The sequence below is a fragment of the Curtobacterium sp. Leaf154 genome (assembly GCF_001424595.1).
Taxonomy (GTDB): domain Bacteria; phylum Actinomycetota; class Actinomycetes; order Actinomycetales; family Microbacteriaceae; genus Curtobacterium; species Curtobacterium poinsettiae.
Window position 1 is genome coordinate 1 of sequence record NZ_LMOS01000001.1, and the last position, 19,019, is coordinate 19,019.

At 65.6% G+C, this 19,019-nt stretch carries 14 protein-coding genes; 5 read left to right on the forward strand and 9 right to left on the reverse strand.

Going from position 1 to position 19,019, the window contains the following annotated elements; all coding sequences use genetic code 11:
* Positions 1-505: 505 nt before the first annotated feature.
* The 5 genes from ASF75_RS00005 to ASF75_RS00025 form a co-directional block, all read right to left on the reverse strand.
* Positions 506-1,138, reverse strand: coding sequence for a response regulator transcription factor (locus ASF75_RS00005; RefSeq protein ID WP_056068094.1), 633 nt, complete (start codon positions 1,136-1,138; stop codon positions 506-508).
* The gene (locus ASF75_RS00010; RefSeq protein WP_056068097.1) at positions 1,135-2,337 is read right to left on the reverse strand and encodes a sensor histidine kinase; all 1,203 of its coding nucleotides are present in this window, start codon (positions 2,335-2,337) and stop codon (positions 1,135-1,137) included. The genes ASF75_RS00005 and ASF75_RS00010 overlap by 4 nt, the downstream gene beginning before the upstream one ends.
* 29 nt (positions 2,338-2,366) lie before the next feature.
* Positions 2,367-3,164 carry an ABC transporter permease gene (locus ASF75_RS00015; RefSeq protein ID WP_056068101.1) on the reverse strand — a complete coding sequence of 266 codons (798 nt, stop codon included), beginning with the start codon at positions 3,162-3,164 and terminating at the stop codon, positions 2,367-2,369.
* Positions 3,161-4,000 carry an ABC transporter ATP-binding protein gene (locus ASF75_RS00020; RefSeq protein WP_056068104.1) on the reverse strand — a complete coding sequence of 280 codons (840 nt, stop codon included), beginning with the start codon at positions 3,998-4,000 and terminating at the stop codon, positions 3,161-3,163. Before ASF75_RS00020 ends, ASF75_RS00015 begins: the two co-directional genes overlap by 4 nt.
* Positions 4,001-4,164: 164 nt before the next feature.
* Positions 4,165-4,737, reverse strand: coding sequence for a hypothetical protein (locus ASF75_RS00025; protein WP_056068107.1), 573 nt, complete (start codon positions 4,735-4,737; stop codon positions 4,165-4,167).
* Positions 4,738-4,876: 139 nt separating this feature from the next.
* On the opposite strand from ASF75_RS00025, the gene ASF75_RS00030 reads away from it, so the two are divergent.
* A complete protein-coding gene (locus ASF75_RS00030; protein ID WP_056068110.1) occupies positions 4,877-5,809 on the forward strand; it encodes an NADP-dependent oxidoreductase in 933 nt (310 codons plus the stop codon).
* Between the two features lie 48 nt (positions 5,810-5,857).
* Complete coding sequence (locus ASF75_RS18300) at positions 5,858-6,067, forward strand: HTH domain-containing protein (protein WP_414835785.1); 210 nt, start codon at positions 5,858-5,860, stop codon at positions 6,065-6,067.
* A gap of 31 nt (positions 6,068-6,098) precedes the next feature.
* Here ASF75_RS18300 and ASF75_RS00035 read toward each other — a convergent pair whose 3' ends face one another.
* On the reverse strand, positions 6,099-7,271 hold the full coding sequence (locus ASF75_RS00035; RefSeq protein WP_056069034.1) for a GTPase family protein: 1,173 nt from the start codon (positions 7,269-7,271) through the stop codon (positions 6,099-6,101).
* 248 nt (positions 7,272-7,519) lie between these two features.
* Here ASF75_RS00035 and ASF75_RS00045 point away from each other — a divergent pair, with 248 nt between their 5' ends.
* Positions 7,520-9,658 carry an AAA family ATPase gene (locus ASF75_RS00045; protein ID WP_156463731.1) on the forward strand — a complete coding sequence of 713 codons (2,139 nt, stop codon included), beginning with the start codon at positions 7,520-7,522 and terminating at the stop codon, positions 9,656-9,658.
* Positions 9,639-10,838 carry an McrC family protein gene (locus ASF75_RS00050; RefSeq protein WP_056068118.1) on the forward strand — a complete coding sequence of 400 codons (1,200 nt, stop codon included), beginning with the start codon at positions 9,639-9,641 and terminating at the stop codon, positions 10,836-10,838. Before ASF75_RS00045 ends, ASF75_RS00050 begins: the two co-directional genes overlap by 20 nt.
* A gap of 24 nt (positions 10,839-10,862) precedes the next feature.
* Here the strand turns inward: ASF75_RS00050 and ASF75_RS00055 are convergent, their stop codons facing one another.
* Positions 10,863-15,656, reverse strand: coding sequence for a DEAD/DEAH box helicase (locus ASF75_RS00055; protein ID WP_056068121.1), 4,794 nt, complete (start codon positions 15,654-15,656; stop codon positions 10,863-10,865).
* A gap of 58 nt (positions 15,657-15,714) precedes the next feature.
* On the reverse strand, positions 15,715-16,749 hold the full coding sequence (locus ASF75_RS00060) for a 5'-nucleotidase (RefSeq protein ID WP_235517438.1): 1,035 nt from the start codon (positions 16,747-16,749) through the stop codon (positions 15,715-15,717).
* Between the two features lie 187 nt (positions 16,750-16,936).
* On the opposite strand from ASF75_RS00060, the gene ASF75_RS00065 reads away from it, so the two are divergent.
* On the forward strand, positions 16,937-18,166 hold the full coding sequence (locus tag ASF75_RS00065; RefSeq protein WP_235517440.1) for a YDG/SRA domain-containing protein: 1,230 nt from the start codon (positions 16,937-16,939) through the stop codon (positions 18,164-18,166).
* Here ASF75_RS00065 and vsr read toward each other — a convergent pair.
* A complete protein-coding gene (vsr, locus tag ASF75_RS18035) occupies positions 18,156-19,010 on the reverse strand; it encodes a DNA mismatch endonuclease Vsr (RefSeq protein WP_235517442.1) in 855 nt (284 codons plus the stop codon). The genes ASF75_RS00065 and vsr overlap by 11 nt on opposite strands.
* Between the last annotated feature and the right edge of the window lie 9 nt (positions 19,011-19,019).

The following is a 19,019-nucleotide window of genomic DNA, read 5'->3' on the forward strand; positions in this document are numbered from 1 at the left end:
TGTGGGAGAGTAGGACGCCGCCGGACTTAACGTAGTAAGAACAGGGAACCCCTGACCATTCGTGGTCAGGGGTTTTCTGCGTTCACGGGGTTGTTCTGAGCGATCTGATGGCGGTGGTCATGCCAGCGGTGCGCACCGGCACGCTGTGTGCGTCGTTGCGTCGTTGCGCCGTGGTTAGGTCCACTGCGCGGGACCCGGTCTCTTGTCTGCCCGGGGACGGTTCTGGTTCAGGATCGTCGGGAATCGCGAACCGGAACCGTCACACGCGCTGCAGGGAAAGATCCCCGTCGTGCACGGAGTCGTAGGGTCGGAGCGGGGGGACTGCGAAGAACCGGGGACGTCGAGCATGAGCGCACCGATCTGGCTGATCGCGATCGGCGGGGTGTCTGTCGTCCTCGGCGGACTGGTGTACGTCGGGCTCTGGCGATAGCGGATGCACTGGAGCACGACGTCGATGCCCTTCAGGTGCGCTGCGGTGACCAGCGGCGCCTGACTGCGGAGTTGATCAGGGGAGGAGCTGGAGCTCCATCGCGCGGATCACCGCACGGGTGCGGTCGTTCACGCCGAGCTTCTCGAACACGTGGCCGAGGTGGGTCTTCACCGTGGCCTCACTGAGGAACAGTGCGCGCCCGATCGCCGGGTTGCTGTTGCCCTGGGCAACGAGGCGCAGGACGTCGAGCTCGCGCGGGGTCAGCGACGGGCCGGCAGCAGCGGGGAGGGATCCCGTCGCTCGGCGGACGAGCGCTGCGGCCGCCGATGGTGCCAGCGCGGTCTCGCCCCGTGCGGTCGCCCGGACGCCGGCGAGGATCTCGGACTCCGGGGCTGCCTTCAGCAGGTAGCCGGTGGCGCCGGCCTCGATGGCGGCGAGGATCTGGTCGTCGGACTCGTACGTCGTCAGGATCAGGACGCGGATGCCTGGGTCGGCGGCGAGGATCTCCGCCGTCGCCGCATCGCCGTCGAGCACCGGCATCCGGAGGTCCATGAGCACGACGTCGGGGCGTTCGGCCAGCGCCACCGTCACTGCGGCGCGGCCGTCGCTGGCCTGACCGACGACCGCGATGTCGGCGGCGTCTTGCAACAGCGCGACGATGCCCGACCGGACGATCGGATGGTCGTCAGCGACCACGACACGGATCACCGGGTCACCTCTGCGAGGACGTGGCGTTCGACGGCCGGGAGGCTCGGCTCGGGTCCGGTGGGCAGGCTCGCGTCGACGACGGTGCCGCCGCCCGGTGTGCTCGTGATCGTGCAGGTACCGCCGGAGAGCGCCAGCCGTTCGTGGAGGCCCCGGAGACCGTGCCCGGCAGTCGGCACGCCGGTGTCGAACCCGACGCCGTCGTCGACCACGCGGACGCCGACGTGTTCGGGCGCGTGCTGCAGGACGATGCGGACGGACCTGGCATCGGCGTGCGCGCGGATGTTCGCGAGGGACTCCTGGACGACCCGGAGCAGCACGACCTGGGCGTCACGGTCGAGCTGGCCGTCGGTCGCGTCGACGGCGACGGGCGTGCCGGTCTCACGGGTGTACCGCTCGGCGAGCCGGTGCAGGGCCCCGGCGAGGCTGCCGCTCGTGGCACCGGCGACCCCGGCGGCGATGAGGGCACGGGAGTCCTCGAGCGCCGCTCGTGCCGACTCCTCGAGGACCGCCAGCCGTTCGTCGAGCGCGGCTCCTCGGTCGTTCGCCAGGTCCTTGCGGGCGCGTTCGGTGAGCATGACGATGCCGGCGAGGTTCTGCGCGACGGTGTCGTGGATCTCGCGGGCCAGGCGCTCCCGTTCGCTCGCGACGCCCGCGCTCCGGTGGGCATCGGCGAGGGACTGCTGGGTGGCGCGGAGTTCGTCGAGGAGCTGGCGGCGCTCCTCGGACAGCCCGGCGACGCTCGAGATCCACACGCCCATCGCGCAGGCACCGATGACGCTGATGCCCTCGATGAGCAGGGTGCTGACGAAGGCGTCCGGGCCGTCGGAGACCTGCAGGCCGATTCCGCTCGCGATGCCGACCGCGACCGAGAGCAGGACGCCGGTGCGGACCCGCTCGGACTGCACCCAGACGAGCGGGAACGCGATGCACTGCACGAACGCGGTGCTCGGCACCACGGCGGGCAACACCAGGGCGGCGACGAGGACCAGCGGCAGGAAGGCCGCGGCGGCGCGGGGGCTGTCGTAGCCGCGGTGGCCGAACACGACGTAGGCGACGACGAGCACCACGACCGCGGTGTACGCCGGCCAGCGGGTCGACCACGGGGACCAGCCGAACGCGGTGATCACCGCGGTGAGGGCCATCGTGCCCGCGAAGAAGACGTGCAGCCAGCGGTTGCGCATCCACGTCTCGCCGTTCATGTGCCCAGCATCCCACCAGCGGGGCGCCATCAGGCGTCCTCGCGGTTCCACCGGAACGTCAACAGGCAGGCCACCGTGCCCAGGACCAGCCACGCTGCCAGCACGAGGGCTCCGAGGCCGAGGTGCCACGCGCCTCCCGGCTCACCCGACTCGAACGCACCGGGCAGGAAGACGGAGCGCATGCCGGACGCCATCCAGCGCAGGGGGAAGACGGACGCGACGTCCTGCAACCAGGTGGGGAGCTGCGTGAAGGGCAGGTAGACGCCGGAGATGAACTGCAGCACCAGCACGATCGGGACGATGGTGGCGGTGGCGCGGCGCCCCTCGCGGGGGAGCGCCGAGACCGCGATGCCGAGGACGCAGCTGGTGGCGATCCCGAGGACCATCACCCCGGCGAAGACACCCCACCGGCCCGCGTCGGTCGGCAGGTCGACGCCGAACACCAGGCCCGCGATCGCCAGCAGCAGTGCGGTCTGCACGAGCGTGGTGACGAGGACCATGCCGATCTTGCCGACGAAGTACGACAGGACGGGCAGCGGTGTGCCGCCGAGTCGCTTCAACGTGCCGTCGCTGCGCTCGCTGGCGATGTCGACGCCGAGGGACTGCGTGCCGGAGAGCAGGATGCCCGTCGCGACCAGGCCGGGCAGGTAGTAGGTGGCGTAGTCGGCGCTGACGCCGGGGCCGGCCTGGATGTCGGCGGCGCCGGAGAACGCGACCGAGAACAGCGCCAACATGATGATCGGGAACAGGAACGTGAAGAAGACCGAGTCGGGAGCGCGGAAGTAGGTGCGGATCTCGTACGAGATGCGGCTGGTTGCTGTCTTCACTGCTGTCCCACCATGTCGAGGTAGACGTCCTCGAGGGACGGACGGATGACTTCGAGGTCGTGCATGGGGGCGCTGCTGCTGCGGACGAGCGCCGTCGGGTCGGTGGTGCGCTCGTCGTGGAGTTCCCCGCCGTCGTCACGCCAGCGGACCCGGGGCGTGCGGGCCTCGGCGCCGCCGATCTCGTCGATGGGTGCGAGGTCGAGGAGCTTCCCGTCGGCGATGACCGCGGCCCGGTCGGCGAGCTGGGCGGCTTCGTCGAGGTAGTGCGTGGTGAGCAGGATCGTCGTGCCCTCGTGCTGCACCTGCCGCAGGAGGTCCCAGAACTGCCGGCGGGCCTCGGGATCGAAGCCGGTGGTCGGTTCGTCGAGGAACAGGACCTCGGGGCGGCCGATGATGCCGAGGGCGACGTCGACGCGGCGGCGCTGGCCTCCGGACAGCCGGCTGATCCGGGTGTTGCGCTGCGTCTCGAGTCCCGTCGCGGTGAGGAGCTCCTCGACGCTGCGGTGCTTCGGGTACAGCGTGGCGAAGTGGTTCAGCTGCTCGGCGACGGTGACGTTCGGGGACTCCGCGCTGGTCTGCAGGACGATGCCGATGCGTGCGTTGTGGCTGCGGCTCGTCCGTGCGGGATCGTGGCCGAGGACGCGGACGTCGCCGGCGGTGCGGGACCGGTACCCCTCGAGGATCTCGACCGTCGTGGACTTGCCGGCACCGTTCGGGCCGAGGAGCGCGAAGGTCTCGCCGCGTTCGATCGTGAAGGAGACGTCGTCCACGGCGCGTTTACCGGTGGCGTACTGCTTGCCGAGGTGCTGGACCTCGATGGCGGGGGACTCGGGCATGGGTCAAGCTTCGCCGCCCGGTGGCCGTGGGGGATCGGCCGGGGCGGTGGTCTCGGCATCGTCCGATCGGGGGATGGTGCTGGCGGGGGAGGTGGTTCGGTTTCCGGCCGGTGACGGTTCTGGTTCGCGATCGTCGGGGATCGTGAACCGAAACCGTCACCGTCTCAGTACTGCGGCCGGATCCAGTCCGTCGGCTGCACGAAGCGGGCACGGGGCAGGACCTCGTCCGGCTCGGCGGTCCGCACGCTCGTGATGATCGTGTCCTCGCCGTACTCCGACAAGCGGCGGGCGATGCCGTCGCGTTCGTCGATCACCAGTGTCGCGCGGGTCGCCGGGTTCTCGCGGTGTTCGAAGGTCACCAGGATCGAGTGTTCGCCGATGTGCTGGACCAGGATCGGGTGGAAGCTCTCGGGGCCGCGGCCCCATCGGAGCATCAGGTCGGGCACGGCCATCCGGACGACGGGATCGGAGACCATGCTCCGGGCGAACGAGATCTCGTCCGGACCGTCGTCGGGGTCGTGCAGCACGCCGTCGCGGTAGGAGACCGGCTTGGCGCGCTGGCGGACGAGCGTCCAGGTCTGCGCGGCCTCGTCGATGTCGACACGGAACTGCCAGTACTTCTGCCGGGACTCCTGGTGGATGCCCTCGAGGACGTACCGGGCGGGTCGGCGGAGGGCGGCGAGCTCCTCGGCGATCGCAGGACCGTCGGACCGGGTGAGGAGTTCGTCGAGACGCACGGTGCCAGCATGGCGCACCACGTGCCGTGGACCGCACCCCCTGACGGGCGGGAGGCGCGGGGCGGGGTGGTGCCGGGCCTCCAGGCCGTGGGGTGGTCGCGTCAGGTTGCGTCAAGCAACGTGCGCGTAGACCGGGAGGATGCAGGTCGTCGGAGTCGAACAGTTCGGAGGGCCCGAGGCCCTCGCCGTCCACGAGGTGCCGGAGCCGCACGCCGGTGCGGGTTCCGTGCGGATCCAGGTGCAGGCGTTCGCCGTGAACCCGACCGACACGGGGGTGCGTGCCGGGCAGCGGGACAGCTCGCAGGCCTCGCCGCCGTACGTGCCGGGGATGGACACCGCCGGCGTCATCGACGAGGTCGGACCCGACGTCACCGGGTGGGAGGTGGGCGACGAGGTCATGGCGATCGCGTTGCCGCTCAGCACGCACGGTGGGGCGTACGTGCAGGAGCTCGTGGCGCCGGTGGGGTCGTTCACGCGGATCCCTCGTGGGACGTCGATCGAGGCTGCGTCGACGGTGCCGATGAACGGGCTGACCGCGTTGCAGATCCTGTCGCTCGCTGGGCTGTCGCGTGGGGACACGCTCGCCGTGACCGGGGCTGCCGGGCTGCTCGGGAACTACATGGTGCAGCTCGCCGTCGCCGCTGGGCTGACCGTGATCGCTGATGCCGCTCCGGCGGACGAGGCGCTGGTTCGGTCGCTCGGGCCGGCGCACATCGTGCCGCGTGGTGATGGGTTCGCTGCCGCGGTGCGTGCGCTCGTGCCGGACGGGGTCGATGCGCTCGCCGATGCTGCGGTGCAGCGTGGGGTCGTCGTCGATGCTGTTCGGGACGGGGGAGTGTTCCTGGACGTGCGGGGATGGTCGGGGGACGGCTCGCGGGGGATCCGGTTCGAGCAAGTGGCCGTGTTCTCGGAGTACCGGTCGTTCGACAAGCTCGAGCAGCTGCGGCATGCGGTCGAAGGAGGGACGGTGGTGCCGCGGGTGGCGGAGGTGTTGCCTGCCTCGCGGGCTGGGGAGGCGCATGAGCGGCTCGAGGGTGGGGGGACGCGGGGGCGGTTCGTGTTGACGTGGTGAGTTGATGATGTCGTGCTTCCGACGACCCGATTGCGTGAGAATAGCGAAATGTACCTTCACGATGCCATCCGCGAAGTTCTGCGACAGCACAACGCTCCAATGAGCAGCCGTGCGATCGCTGAGGAGATTAATGCCCGGGAGCTGTACTCTCGAGCGGATGGGCGTTCGCTCAAAGCGTCGCAGGTGAGCGCCCGTGCCGGTAACTACGGTCACCTGTTTGAGCGGACGGTAGACGGCGCTATCGAGCTCCGGCCCTGAAGTGGTGAGTCCAGCTCTTCGGCCAGATGACCTACCCCTTCTTTGGGCGTCCCGCTTGCTGCGTCACCAAGTGTCTGATGACGCTGATCACGGTGGGACTGTAATCACGCCACGCGTCATCGATCTTCGAGAGGTCTACCTTTCCGGTGTGGACCTGCTCGCAAAGACGAAGCCATCCCTCACCAGCCGCGAGAGTGAGAGCAGCAGCCACTGACGCGTTGACAACACTCCCAACTCCCGGGATCAACTTGATGAAACTGCGTGCGAGAGCACGACCAGCGAGCTGAGCGCTCATCTGTGCTGCCGCTGAAACGGACATCATCGTCTTGAAGTCGAGATCGTAGATCGCCGAAACTCGTCCCATCATGGCGAGCTGAATCGGCGCCAAGGCGACTGCGTCCGCTACCGGGATCGGAACCGCAGCCGCAGCTGCAGCGCCTGTTGAAGCCGCCGCGATGACCGAGCGAGCCATCTGGCGCTTCCAGGGAAGGTTGAGTCGTTGAGCGACGCGAAATGCATCCTTCGCATCGTCTGGCGACAGTTCGAGGGTCTGCGTGAGGAGATCACCAAGTCCGTGACCCGGCCCTTTCCCGTTCTTCGTTTGGGTTGACGTCAGAACGACGCCCTGCAGGGGGATGTCGACTGGCCTCCCGTCCGAATCGACAGGCTCATCCAGCCAGTCCTTGAAAGCCTGTACGCCGTGTGGCGGTTTGAAGGATCCCGCGATGGTCCGGTCCCAGTCCACTTTCGTGAGGACGAGCATCACGGGCAAGCCGGCGTCATCCAGCTCTCGGATCATGTCGATGTCGGCGCGTGTCAGTCGATCTGCGGTGGAGTTCACGCAGAACCAGACGACAGCGATCTGTTCTTCGTTTGGCCTCTGCGCAACAATGCGAAGGTGCTGCCGCAGTGAATCAGCGGGTGATGCCGTCGAACCGATCTCAAACCCCTCGAAGTCCCAGATCCCAAGAGTGTCGTCGGAGTAGTAGTGGACACCCTCAGTGACGGGAAGGCCTTTGCCGACCTTCGCGAGGTCCCGGCCGAAGACCGCGTTGACCAGTGAGGACTTGCCGACACCTGTGCCACCGACCACCGCAAGGTTGAAGCGCCCGTACTTCACCTTCGCTTTCGCATTGGCCTCGAAGAACGGTGTGTCGTCGATCGACAGGTCATCGTCGAATTGTTCGCCCTGCGTTTCGGTCATCGTGCGTCGACCCTCCATCTGTCGCGGCACCTCGTGCGAGGAGTCTTTGCGCTTCCACATCAATCTAGCGCCGCGCCATCACGGATCGAGCGGCTCACGGGCCAGTCCGCTCATCTTCGGCGGGAGTTGCGGGATGGCGCACTTGTGCGGGAGTGGCCTGCTCCCTCGCAGCGCAAACAACCTCAGTGATCCCATAACATCTGGAAGGTGAGGACCCCTCCCGACGGTCCCCAGATCAGGAGGAGCTCGTGTCGGATCAACGACTGCAGGACGAGCGGCTGGTAGCGGCGCTTCGCTTCCTCGTCGACCATCCGGAGCCAGTTCGCCGGCGTGAGGTGTGGGACGCGATCGGCGCCGACATACCTATGAGTGCCAGCGAGGCGACGTTCGTGTCGTCCAGGCCCGAGCCTCGCGGGCGGAACGCATTCTGGTTCGGCACTTCGATGCTCGGTCGCGCGGGCTTCCTGCAGAAGTCGGGTGACGGTCTGTGGACGATCACCGATGAAGGCCGGCGTGTCGTTGAGGAAGCCCCCGATCCCACGGAGTTCCGAAAAGTGGCCACCCGCTCCGCGCGTGAGGTCACCAAGACGCTAGTGGCTGATCGTGCAGCTCGATTGGGCGTCGCGATCCTGCCGCCGGACGTCGGCGCGGAGCGTGTCCGAGAGGCGTCCGAGCGGTTCCGAGAACGCGGTCTTCGCCAGCTGGGCTCGGTCTTCGCCGAGCATCGCTCCGTCTGGCGCACGGACGTCACGGCGGAGCTGATCCGCTGCTTCGTCGAACGGGCGGACGTGGCGGGAGAGAGCTTCCTTGACAAACTCCGTGAACAGTTCGCGGACGTGAGCGATGATGCACGCCTGCTCATGGCCGAATTGATCGCTTGGCAACTCCTCCCTCTGCAGACCCCGGGGGAGCGAAAGAAGCGGGAGCGTGTCGAGACGCTGCTTAGCCTGATGCACGAACCAGTCGTTATCCCAGCCGACGTCGACCAGGCCTTCCGGTCGTGGTCGTTCAACCCGGGGCAGGGCATGGCCCAGGGGATCCACAACGCGCTCTCGATTGTTGTGCGGCTCGTCGACCAGTGGGTCTCACTCGCCGATGACGAGCGCGAAGTGTTCCTCGACGACCCGTGGGCATGGCGTGACTTGGTCGCCGCGGTGCCTGGGACGCCGTTCCCGACGCTGCGCAACGAGCTGTTGTACCTCGTGCACCCGGACTCGTTCGGCGAGGTCGTTTCAGCTGTCGATCGCGAACGCATCCGCTCGGTGTTCCGCGGCGAGGTCGCCGGCGACGCCGATGCCAGGGAAGTGGCTGACGATCCCGATCGTGAGTTTCTCGAGATCACACTCGCACTGCAGACGAAGGAGAACGGTCCGGCGGTCTACTACCGCGAACCGCTGAAGTCGAAGTGGGCAGGAGCCCTCGACCCTCGAACAGGACCGGACGACACGGTCAAGGTGCTGCCGCCGGTCGACCCCGCACCAACAGACGGACGGACACCCTTCACGCTGGTTGACAGCAAACTCGCCACCGCCTTGCACATGCCGCAGGCCTGGCTGCAAAACACCCTCGACCTCGTCGAGCGTCGCAAACAGGTCATCCTCTACGGCCCGCCTGGCACCGGGAAGACGTTCCTCGCGCAGGCGCTGTCGAAGCACGTCACGGACGGCACCGACGGCGAGACGACCATCGTGCAGTTCCACCCGACGTACTCGTACGAGGACTTCTTCGAGGGCTTCCGCCCCGTTGCCAACGACGACAGCGGCAACCTCGCCTTCACTCTTCGGAAGGGACCACTCCGGCGCCTCGCCGACGCGGCCGCCGCCAACCCGGAGGCGAACTACTTCCTGGTCATCGATGAGATCAACCGCGGCAACATCGCGAAGGTGTTCGGCGAGCTGTACTTCCTGCTCGAGTACCGCGACAGCGAGATCTCGTTGCTCTACAGCGACGAGCCGTTCACCCTGCCGAGCAACATCTTCGTCATCGGCACGATGAACACCGCCGACCGCTCGATCGCGATGCTCGATGCCGCGATGCGGCGCCGATTCGCGTTCATCGAGCTGCACCCGGAACGCGAGCCAGTGCGGAACGTGCTGTCGCGCTGGGCGGCGACCAAGGGCCTCCAGGACGATCGTGCCGACCTGCTGACGCGACTCAACGCGCAGATCCAGGACCACGATGCGAAGGTCGGGCCGTCGTTCCTGATGCGTGATCTCGCCGGGACCGGTCTGCAGGACGTGTGGCGGTACGAGATCCTGCCGCTCCTGGCAGAGCACCATTACGGCGAAGGCGTCGACCTGGAGGCGCGGTATAGCCTGACAACGTTGCGTCGCCAGGTGACGCGCGACGCTGCGGACGGGGCCGCAGGTGCTTCCGTCGACGATTGAGCTGCGGGAGGCGGAGCAGCCGGTGGTACACCGATTGCCGCGGCCGGTCGCCGTCGGGCTCGCGTCGGCGAACATCGCGACCGTTGCACCCACGCTCGGCGCTGACGAGTACCGCGTGAGCGGTGTCCGGAAGGTCGGTGTCGTGCGGATCGCCGGGCACACGGTGTGGTTGAGGCCGAAGACGCCGGTGCGACGGCTGTTCGCGATGCTCGGGTATGCCCGTGCCGGGAGTGCGATTTGGACCGAAGACGACTTCGGCTTCGAGGAAGACGATGACCTCGTGCCGGCGTTGGCGCACGCGTTCGTGCGGCAGGCCTCGCGGGCGTTGGCCGGAGGACCGCTTCGCGGCTACGTCACGCGCGAGGATGCGCTGCCGCTTGTGCGTGGTCGGTGGCGGATCGGGGACCAGCTGACCCGGCGGGGTGGGCAGCCGCTGCCGGTCGAGGTGTCGTTCGATGACTACGTCGAGGACATCGCGGAGAACCAGGTGTTGCTGACCGCGGCGAAGCGGTTGTTGCGACTGCAAGGTGTGCCGGCCGATGTGCTCGAGTCACTGCGGTGGATCGTGCGGGTGCTCGACGAAGTGTCGGCAATCCCGATCGGGGCTCCCGCGCCCGTGGTCCGGCCGGATCGACGGAACGCGCGGTACTCGTCGGCGCTGGCGTTGGCGTCGCTCGTGCTGTCGGGTTCGTCGGTCGAGCAACGGGCCGGCTCAGTCGTCGCGTCAGGGTTCCTCGTCGACATGTGGTCGGTGTTCGAGGACTTCGTGTCGGCTGCGCTGCGCGAGGCATTCAAGCCTTATGGGGGAGTGCTTGTATCGCAGTACCAGTCGACGCTCGATGTCGAGGGGACGGTGAAGATCGCGCCGGACCTCGTGTGGCTCGTCGACGGAGAGGTGCGGGCGTGCATCGACGTGAAGTACAAGATCGAGAAGCACGGGCAGTACCCGAACGCGGATCTTTACCAGATGGCGGCATACTGCAGGCGGTTCGGGTTGAGGGAGGGGTGGCTTGTGTACGCCGGAACCGGCAATCAACGCTCTTCAGTGCAGTTGATGTACGGTCCGACAGTCACGCGGAGTCCGGTCGACCTGAATCAGATCGAGTCTCAATCGGACTTTCGCCGATTCAGTGCTCGCGTTGCGGGCGAACTGCCTAGTAGGGAGTCCCGACCGACGTGATGAGCGCGTCGGCCGGGATCCACCTCACTGGGGCTTGGGTCCGCTGCGGTAGTCCAGAGCGGGAAGCGCCGCGACGATGCGAACCGTTTCGACACTGACTGTCGTGATGCGTTGGATCAGCTCGACGATGTACGCCGGGTTGTCGTGTTCGACTCCCCAGTCGTTGGGATCGTTGACGATGCCGGATGCCTTGTCGGTCTTGACTTGGTACCGCTCAATGATCCAGTCGAGGGCGGACCGGGAGCCGAGCTTGTAGTCATGCGCCTCAGTCGGGATGCCGGTGATCGTCAGACCCGGTGCGACGGTGATCTGTGTCCGGTCTAGATTGCCTGGCTTCCCGCCGTACTTCATCTTTGTCACCCGGAGCTCAGGAGGCACCGGACCGCTGAAGGTCAACGCGTACAGCGGCGCGGACTCGTACCCGATGTGCAGCTCTGACAGCGCCCGACCGGCATCTGCGAAAGAACGAAAGTCGGCGGGATACCTCAGCTCCGGGATGCGCGGCAGCATCTTCTTCAGGTCTGCAACGAAGTTGTGTCGGTACTCTGCGGAGTGCATCAGTCCGTACACGGCAAAAAACACATCGTCGGCTGTCACATCGGCGCCGTACAACTCCCGGTAGCGGACGAGCGCCGTGTCGGTGACGTTGTCACGACGTTGCGGGCCATCGAACAACGTCAAATTGCTGCCCTGCTGCTCGACGTCGTAGACGTACCTTGGGAAGAACTGCCCGCCTTGTCCGAAGAAGTTGAGATCAGGAATCGCGTCCAGCATCAGTGCGCAGAACGGAGCATTAGTGCCGCCCGTGTTCAGATAGAAGCCAATATTGTATTGACTCGGCACAAAGATACGGTCGAGCTGGTAGACCATGTCATTGAGTTGCCGGTCAAAGTAAACCATTTGACTATTGAACGGCCTGTACCGCGATTGGACTATCTTGCCGTAATCGAATTCATATTTAAGACCGCGAGCGAGCCGGCCTTTATCTGCACGGTTCCAGCTAATCTTTGTAGCGTCGAAATCGATGAACTGATCTACTGCCTGTGAGGCGGACCCGGAGGTCGCGAAGCGGTCCACCTCATTGTTGTAGAAATCGATCATCCGGCTCATGTTTGACCGCAACGCTATTTCAGACATGTTGTACGCCCAAGCGTCGCGGGCCGTCGCCAGGCCTCGCGAGTACGAACCAAAAATCCCTGATTGGATGTCCGTCTTGTCGCCAATAGGAGTGAACATTTCGAAGACGTCATTGCGTTGGTTGATCCAGTCGCCGTGCTCGTTCGGGATGATCTGCTGCCACGGCACGCCGTCGGAGTCGCGGTACTGCTCGAGGAGGCCCAGCTTGTCGTCGCGGGTGAGGTAGTCGCCGATGTCGCGGTAGTGGATCGTGCCAGATGAAGGCCTGTCCGGGTTTTTCACTAGCAACGATATTGCGACGGACGCTCGGCTGCCCGCGCCGAACACCTTTCCGCCTTCTCGTCGAGACTCTTCGCCGGCAGAGCGTTGGTTACCGCGGAGGTTGATAATGTAGAGCTCGGTGAACTCGTCCTGGAGGGCGAGGCGAAGGCCGGCCGCGGTGTTGCCGTCGAGGAACCCACCGTTGGTGACGTAGGCGACGATGCCGCGGTCCTTGATCCGGTCGGAGGCCCACCGGATGGCACGGATGTACGAGTCGTACAGGCTGTTCTTGTTCTGCCCGGTTGATCGCGCCGCGTACGTGTCGGCGATGCGCTTGTCGAGGTACGGATACTTGAGGTTTTGGTTGTTGTCGTTGGCGGAGTCTTGTCCTGATGAGTAGGGCGGGTTGCCAACGATGACGCGGATGTCAAGTTCGTTCTGCTGCTTGACGCGCTCGTTGTTGTCGCCGAACACGCCTTGATCGTCATACGTGTCGTCGTCCTCGGCGGATTGGAACGTATCGGTGAGGACGACCCCTGGGAAGGGGACGTACTCACCCCCCTGGAGACCGTTGTAGGTTGCTTCGATGTTGACGGCGGCGACGTAGTAGGCCAAGAGAACGATTTCGTTCGCGTGGAGCTCGTGCCGGTACTTGTGCGCGAGGTCCGCCGCACTGATGAGGCCGGACTGTAGGAGCCGAACGATGAACGTGCCCGTGCCGGTGAACGGATCGAGGACGTGCACGCCGCGGTCGGACAGTCCAGCACCGAAGTGATCGCGGCTGAGGCGGTCTGCACTCCGGAGGATGAAGTCGACGATCTCGTTTGGTGTGTACACGATGCCGAGGCGTTCTGAGGTGTTGCGGAAGGCTCCGCTGAAGAATTTCTCGTAGAGACGCTTGATGATTGTCTGACGTCCAGCGGCGTCGGTGATTCCTGCGACGGTACGTTGGACGCCCGCGTAGAAGCCAGCAAGATCGCTGGTCTCGGTCGCCAAGTTCTGCTCCTCGAGCGCGTCGACCATCCGCTGCATGACCTGCGACACCGGGTTGTGGTCGCTGAACGCATGGCCGGCGAAGAGGGCGTCGAAGACGGGTTGCGTGATGAGGTGCTGGGAGAGCATCTCGATCGCCTGCGGCTCAGTGACTCCCGGATTGAGGTTGTCCTGCAAGCCCTTCACGAAGCGCGTGAATTCCGTGCGGAGCTCCGCGTTCGAGCCGTCGACAAGTCCCGTGATGCGGGCGATCTGTCGAGCGGCGATCTCCGCGACGTCCTTGGCCCAGTTCTCCCAGTAGTCGCGTTCGCCGACCTTGTCGACGATGCGCGCGTAGATGGCGTTCTGCCAGTCCGCGCCGAGCGCGCTCATGTCGAGCGGAACCTGTGATGTTTCGGGAGTCGCGGAGTCCGGAGCGGATTCGGGCAGGTCAGCATCGGAGAAGTTGGTTGCGATGACCGGTCCGGTGTCCGTACGACCGTTGAGGTCGATCTGCTCGATTTTCGCCTCGAATCGCTCGTCATGCGCGCGCAGCGCACGCAGGACGTCCCAGACGACCTTGAACTTGGCGTTGTCGTTCAGAGCCTGTTCAGGCGACTGGCCCGCGGGCACTGCGATGGGAAGGACGATGTACCCGTAGTCCTTGCCCGGAGCCTTCCGCATGACTCGGCCGACCGACTGCACGACGTCGACCTGACTGTCTCGTGAGTTCAGGAAGATGACGGCGTCGAGTGCAGGTACATCGACGCCCTCGGACAGACAGCGCGCGTTGGTGAGGATCCGGCAGACGTTCTGATCGCTGGTGTCCGCTTTCAGCCAGTCGAGATGCGCGTTGCGCTCGAGGATATTCATCCCACCGTCGACATGCCGAGCTTCGAGCCGGTAGGTCTGGGCGTCGCCGTCTTCCGAGAGATCGATCCGGCGCCCGGCGATGCTGTCAGGCCGGACTCCATCGACTCCCTCGTAGCCGTCGAGGAAGCCTCGCACGGTCTTCGAATCCTTGATCGAGCGGGAAAATGCGACAGCTCTTCGCAGGGGTTGATGTGCGTTCGGGGTCGTGGTGTCGATGCCGTGCACGCCGCGCTTGGCGAGCCCGTTGTAAATGCCGACGATCCGGGCGGCGTCGGGGATGTTCAGTTCGCCGTCGGCCGCGAAGGTCTCCTGGAACGCACTCCCGATCGAGTCCTCGTCGATGGTGAGAACGAGCACTCGGTAGTCGGAGAGGAGGTCTCGCTCCACTGCTTCGCCGAACCCCAGGCGGTGGAAGACGGGGCCGAACACGCTCTCGTTGTCCATTGAGTAGATGACGGCGGAGTTCTCGTCAGCCTGGTTCTTCGCAGATTCGGCGTAGATCTTTGGCGTTGCAGTCATGTAGACGCGGGCCGAGGTCTTGATCGCATCATCCGAGTGCACGCGCAGGAAGGCCGATTCATCTGCGCCCTGACGAGAGAAACCAGCGGTGCGGTGCGCTTCATCGCAGATCACGAGGTCGAAGTCCGCCAGCCCTTCAGCCTGCGCCTTGGCGACGACATCGATCGACTGATACGTCGAGAAGAAGACGGTCAAGCCGTCGGGCTCATCGGCCTTAGCAACTTCCTTAAGTAGCTGTTGCGTGTTCGTGGTGGCTGGGTAGGCGAGATCAGCGACCGTGAAGTCTTCGCTGACTCGTCCGACCTTGCTGTCCGAGCACACGGCGAAAGCCCGGAGCGGCATGGCTCGCTCCTGGGACCACTCTCGGAGTGTCTGGGACAACAACGCGATCGAGGGGACCAGAAAGAGTACCTTTCCCCCGCGGCCGGCAACAGCTTCCGCGATACGAAGGCCGGTGAACGTCTTGCCCGTGCCGCACGCCATGATCAGCTTGCCGCGGTCGGTGCTTTCCAGGCCAGCCTGCACCGCGTTCAGCGCTTCTACCTGGTGCGGGCGCAGTGACTTCTGAACGGGGGCAGCAAGCGAGTCGGGGTGGTCGAAGGAGTACTCTGACCAATCGATCCCACTGTGCTCGAACTCCTCGATCGGGATCTGCGCGGTCGGCAATTGCTGATCGACGAGGGCCTCGAGCGCGTTCTTCCCGAGCGGAGCGGTGGCGACGATCAAACGCGATGAGAAGGCTGCCTTCCCCGATGCCGTGAAGAACGAGTCGAGGTCACTCTTCTGGATGGTGTTCTCCGGGTCGTGGAACTTGCACTGGATCGCGCACAACCCGCCACCATGACGCTCCCGTGCAACGAGATCGATGCCGGTGTCGGTCTTCCCGTTTCGGTCAGGCCAGTCTTGCCAGAGCCATACCTCGTCGAAGCGCGCCGTCCACTTCGGGTCGGTTGTCAGGTATGCACGAGTCAACCGTTCGAAGAGGCGGCCCTTGGTGCGCTTGTCCGGAGCGATGGTCGCGTAGACGTCGAGCAGATCGTGGATGGACATCGCCATGATGCGGTTCCCCTTGAGGTGCGGCTGGCACGGAGGCCAGGTCGGAGCGAGATCGAGACTAGCTGGCGAGATCGTCTGGCTGGTCCTGCGGCTCGCGGTTCACCGGCTTTTCCGTGTCAGCCACCACGTTGAGTGGCGTCCCCTTCGCCGCGTTGACGATCCCGAAGGGGACGTGAACACTCGGCACTTCGTTGGCCGCCCCGCGCAGGTGATCCACTTGGTCGTCGAAGAAGATGTGCGGACGGAGGACTCGCAGGATGCGAGCCTTCTCGACACCACCGAGGAAGAACGCATCGTTCACCCGGAGGCCCCAACCCTGCAGAGTCCGAACGACTCGTTCGTGTGCCGGCGCATTCCTCGCGGTCACGATCGCGACGTGCACGCGACGGTTGTAGGTCGGATCGGTCCCAACCAAATCCTCTTCGATGTCTTGGATGCGATTGATCCCGCGCAAGAACCGTGCCATCAACCCCTCCGGCATCGCTTCGTCGGTGTGAGAGGCCTCGTTCTCATGGAAGGCCGCGAGATCGGAGGCTTGCATGATGCGCTCGGAGGAGTCGTCCGTCAGGACACCGTCGAAGTCGAACGCGATGCGTAAGTCAGTGCCGGTTGGATCCTCTGCCGGTGTGCCGACAACGCGACCGGCAGGCAGGCCGCGGTCGATCGCAGCTCGGACGTCGTCGTCATTGGCGGAGAGGAACAACGACATGTTGAGCGCCTCCATGTATTCGTGCGACGACCGGCCCTGCATGAAGATCGCCCGCGAGATCGCGAGGTCGTGCGCTTCGAGCGACCGCATCACTCGTAGTCCCGTCTCCGGGTCGTTCCGGGAGAGGATGATCACTTCGACCAACTGCCCACCGTCCGGGCGCAGGTCGTTGAGAGACAGCAAGCGGCGGATGAACGGGAATGCGACGCCCGGGAGAAGTGTGTCGTCGAGGTGCTCTTCCTGGTGCTTCCGGTACTCGTCCTCCCCGTACTCGCGGAAGATCTTGTCCGAATCGGACAGGTCGAACAGTGCGCTCGAGGCGACACCGACGACCAACATGTCGTCTAGAGCAAAAGGCATTTCTGTTCCTTGTTTGGTGCTCATGCTGAGCGAGTCGAAGTGTGTTGTGAGAGAGGAGAATCAGCGGCAGGACTAGATGTGCCGAAGTTGTCATCGCTAGTAAGCGTGCGTCGCCACCCAGAGCCCGTCGCCTGCCCGCGTCATACCGACGTGCAACTGCCGCCGCTCGAGTTCCCGGCGCTCCCGCTCGGCTTCGCTCGTCGACTCAGGGGTGTCGAGTGGTCTCGGCCTCGGTGCGCTCGGCGATCTCGTAGCGTCCCGCCTGCTGTTCAGCTTCGTTCGCCTGCCGCCGGTGTTCGTCGCTGCAGAGGTTCCGGCGATGGTCATGGTGATGCTCCCCGGGGAGTGTCCTGATCACACCGGCGTCCCCCTCGAACGCTCCGGTACTGCGACATCCTCTCTCGTGAGCAACCGTCACGGGAGCTCCCCATTCTGGGGGCTGCCCAGCGTTCGAACAGCTCGGCGGTCGTCGCCTAGCGTCTCCATAACGAGGGGAATGGGAATGGTCTGGGACATCCCGATCGGCACGAGCATCGGACGGCGCGAGCTGCACAGCCGTCTCGGCGGTGGCAGCTCGCAGGACGGCATCACGCGTGTCGTGAAGACGAACGAAATGCTCGTCTTCACGAACGACGGCGGCGGGGAACATGGCTACGGCGTCCACGAGGGCCTCCGCGGTGACGGCTTGTTCCGCTACAGCGGGCAAGGACAGAGCGGCGACCAGAAGCTGACCGGAAACAACAAGGCGCTGGCGGGTTCCGAGGCAATCGGCCGCCCCATCCGCGTGTTCCGGGGTCAGGGGACCCTGACCTACGTCGGGAGCTTCGCGCTCGCTGATCAGCCCTACACCTGGGAGCGCTTCCCCGGGACCGGTTCGTCTCCTGAGCGGGACGGACTGGTGTTCAACCTCGTCGCCGTCGACGCGGACACGTCGCTCTTACCCGGCCTCGTCGACGAGGCCGGCGACCCTTCCGGCCGCGCGTCAGTGATCGGTGCCTCTTCAGCCACGTCCGCCTGGCAACCGCTCGACTTCAGCGAGTACCAGGTGCGGCGGGTCAACCAAGGCGAGCCGGCGCGATCCGTCTCCCGTCGCGAGTTCGAGCTGCAGACCCGCTTCGGCGAATGGCTCCGCGCTCGGGGTGAGGACGTGCAGGTGCTGCGTCTCACGGACGACGGTGTGACGATCGTGCCCGATCTCTACGTTCCGACGATCGGCCAGGTCGTCGAGGCGAAGAAGTCGACCGCGCGGGCGTACGTCCGAACCGCGATCGGGCAGGCGCTCGACTACGCGGCGGTCGCGAGACGTCACGGTCTGGCGGTGACCCCGGCAGTCCTCCTGCCTTCCGAGCCCCAACCCTCGATGTTGGAGCTGTGCACCTCGATCGGGATCACCGTGTGGTGGCCAATATCGAGCGGTGACTTCCGGGAGGTCAGGCCGTAGCCCCGGCTCTGCTCAGGATCCTCACTGTGGGCAGATCTGGCTCGGCCCAACCGAGCGAGCCGAGTTCGGCGGGGAGGACCCAGCGCAACTCGTCGTGGTCCGTGCTCGACGTCGGTCCGTCCGCGGCCCAGGCGACTCGGTAGGTGGCGAGGTCGATGTCGACGTTGCCGACACGGGTGAGGGAGCGGTCGATCGGTTCGCCAACGATGACGTCCAGACCGAGCTCTTCGTGGAGCTCGCGTAGCAGGGGTTCCGCAGCGGGCTCTCCCGGCTCGACCTTCCCGCCGGGGAACTCCCATTTCCCCGCCGCTGGTCGACCAGGTGCCCTTCGACATGCGAGTACGCGACCGTCAGGCCGAGTGAGTACGCCGGCGACGACCTCGATCATGCGTTCCATCCTGCCTGAGAAGCCCGGCACGGTACGAGCGATTGCACTCCACTGATCCAGGGCATGCTCGACGTAGGCGGCTGCATCCTCAGGACGTTCGTGCTCCCAGAACCGCAACACCCTCCAGCCTTCCGACACCAAGATCGCCTGGTTCTGCGCGTCCCGCTGACGATTGGCGAGCAACTTCCGACGCCACAGCTCGGCGTTCGCCTTCGGAAGCTGGGCGTGCTCCTCGCAGAAGTGCCAGAAGCACCCGTCGACGAAGACCGCGATCCGTGCACGCGGGAACACGAGGTCGGGTCGAACACGGCACTGACTGCTCACGCGCCGATCGACGAAGAACCGTCGCCCTCGGCGGTGCAGTTCACGGCGCAGCGCGAGCTCGGGCGCGGTGTCCCGTCGACCGAAGCGGGCCATGTGCCGCCGACGAGCGTCGTCTGCTTCCCAGGTCCCCACGCTCCGATC

Coding starts and splice junctions, on each gene's coding strand:
- ASF75_RS00010 (WP_056068097.1), bottom strand. CDS start 2,337: ATGAACGGCGAGACGTGGATGCGCAACCGCTGGCTGCACGTCTTCTTC.
- ASF75_RS00030 (WP_056068110.1), top strand. CDS start 4,877: ATGCAGGTCGTCGGAGTCGAACAGTTCGGAGGGCCCGAGGCCCTCGCC.
- ASF75_RS18300 (WP_414835785.1), top strand. CDS start 5,858: ATGTACCTTCACGATGCCATCCGCGAAGTTCTGCGACAGCACAACGCT.
- ASF75_RS00060 (WP_235517438.1), bottom strand. CDS start 16,749: ATGAGCACCAAACAAGGAACAGAAATGCCTTTTGCTCTAGACGACATG.
- ASF75_RS00020 (WP_056068104.1), bottom strand. CDS start 4,000: ATGCCCGAGTCCCCCGCCATCGAGGTCCAGCACCTCGGCAAGCAGTAC.
- ASF75_RS00035 (WP_056069034.1), bottom strand. CDS start 7,271: ATGACCGAAACGCAGGGCGAACAATTCGACGATGACCTGTCGATCGAC.
- ASF75_RS00055 (WP_056068121.1), bottom strand. CDS start 15,656: ATGGCGATGTCCATCCACGATCTGCTCGACGTCTACGCGACCATCGCT.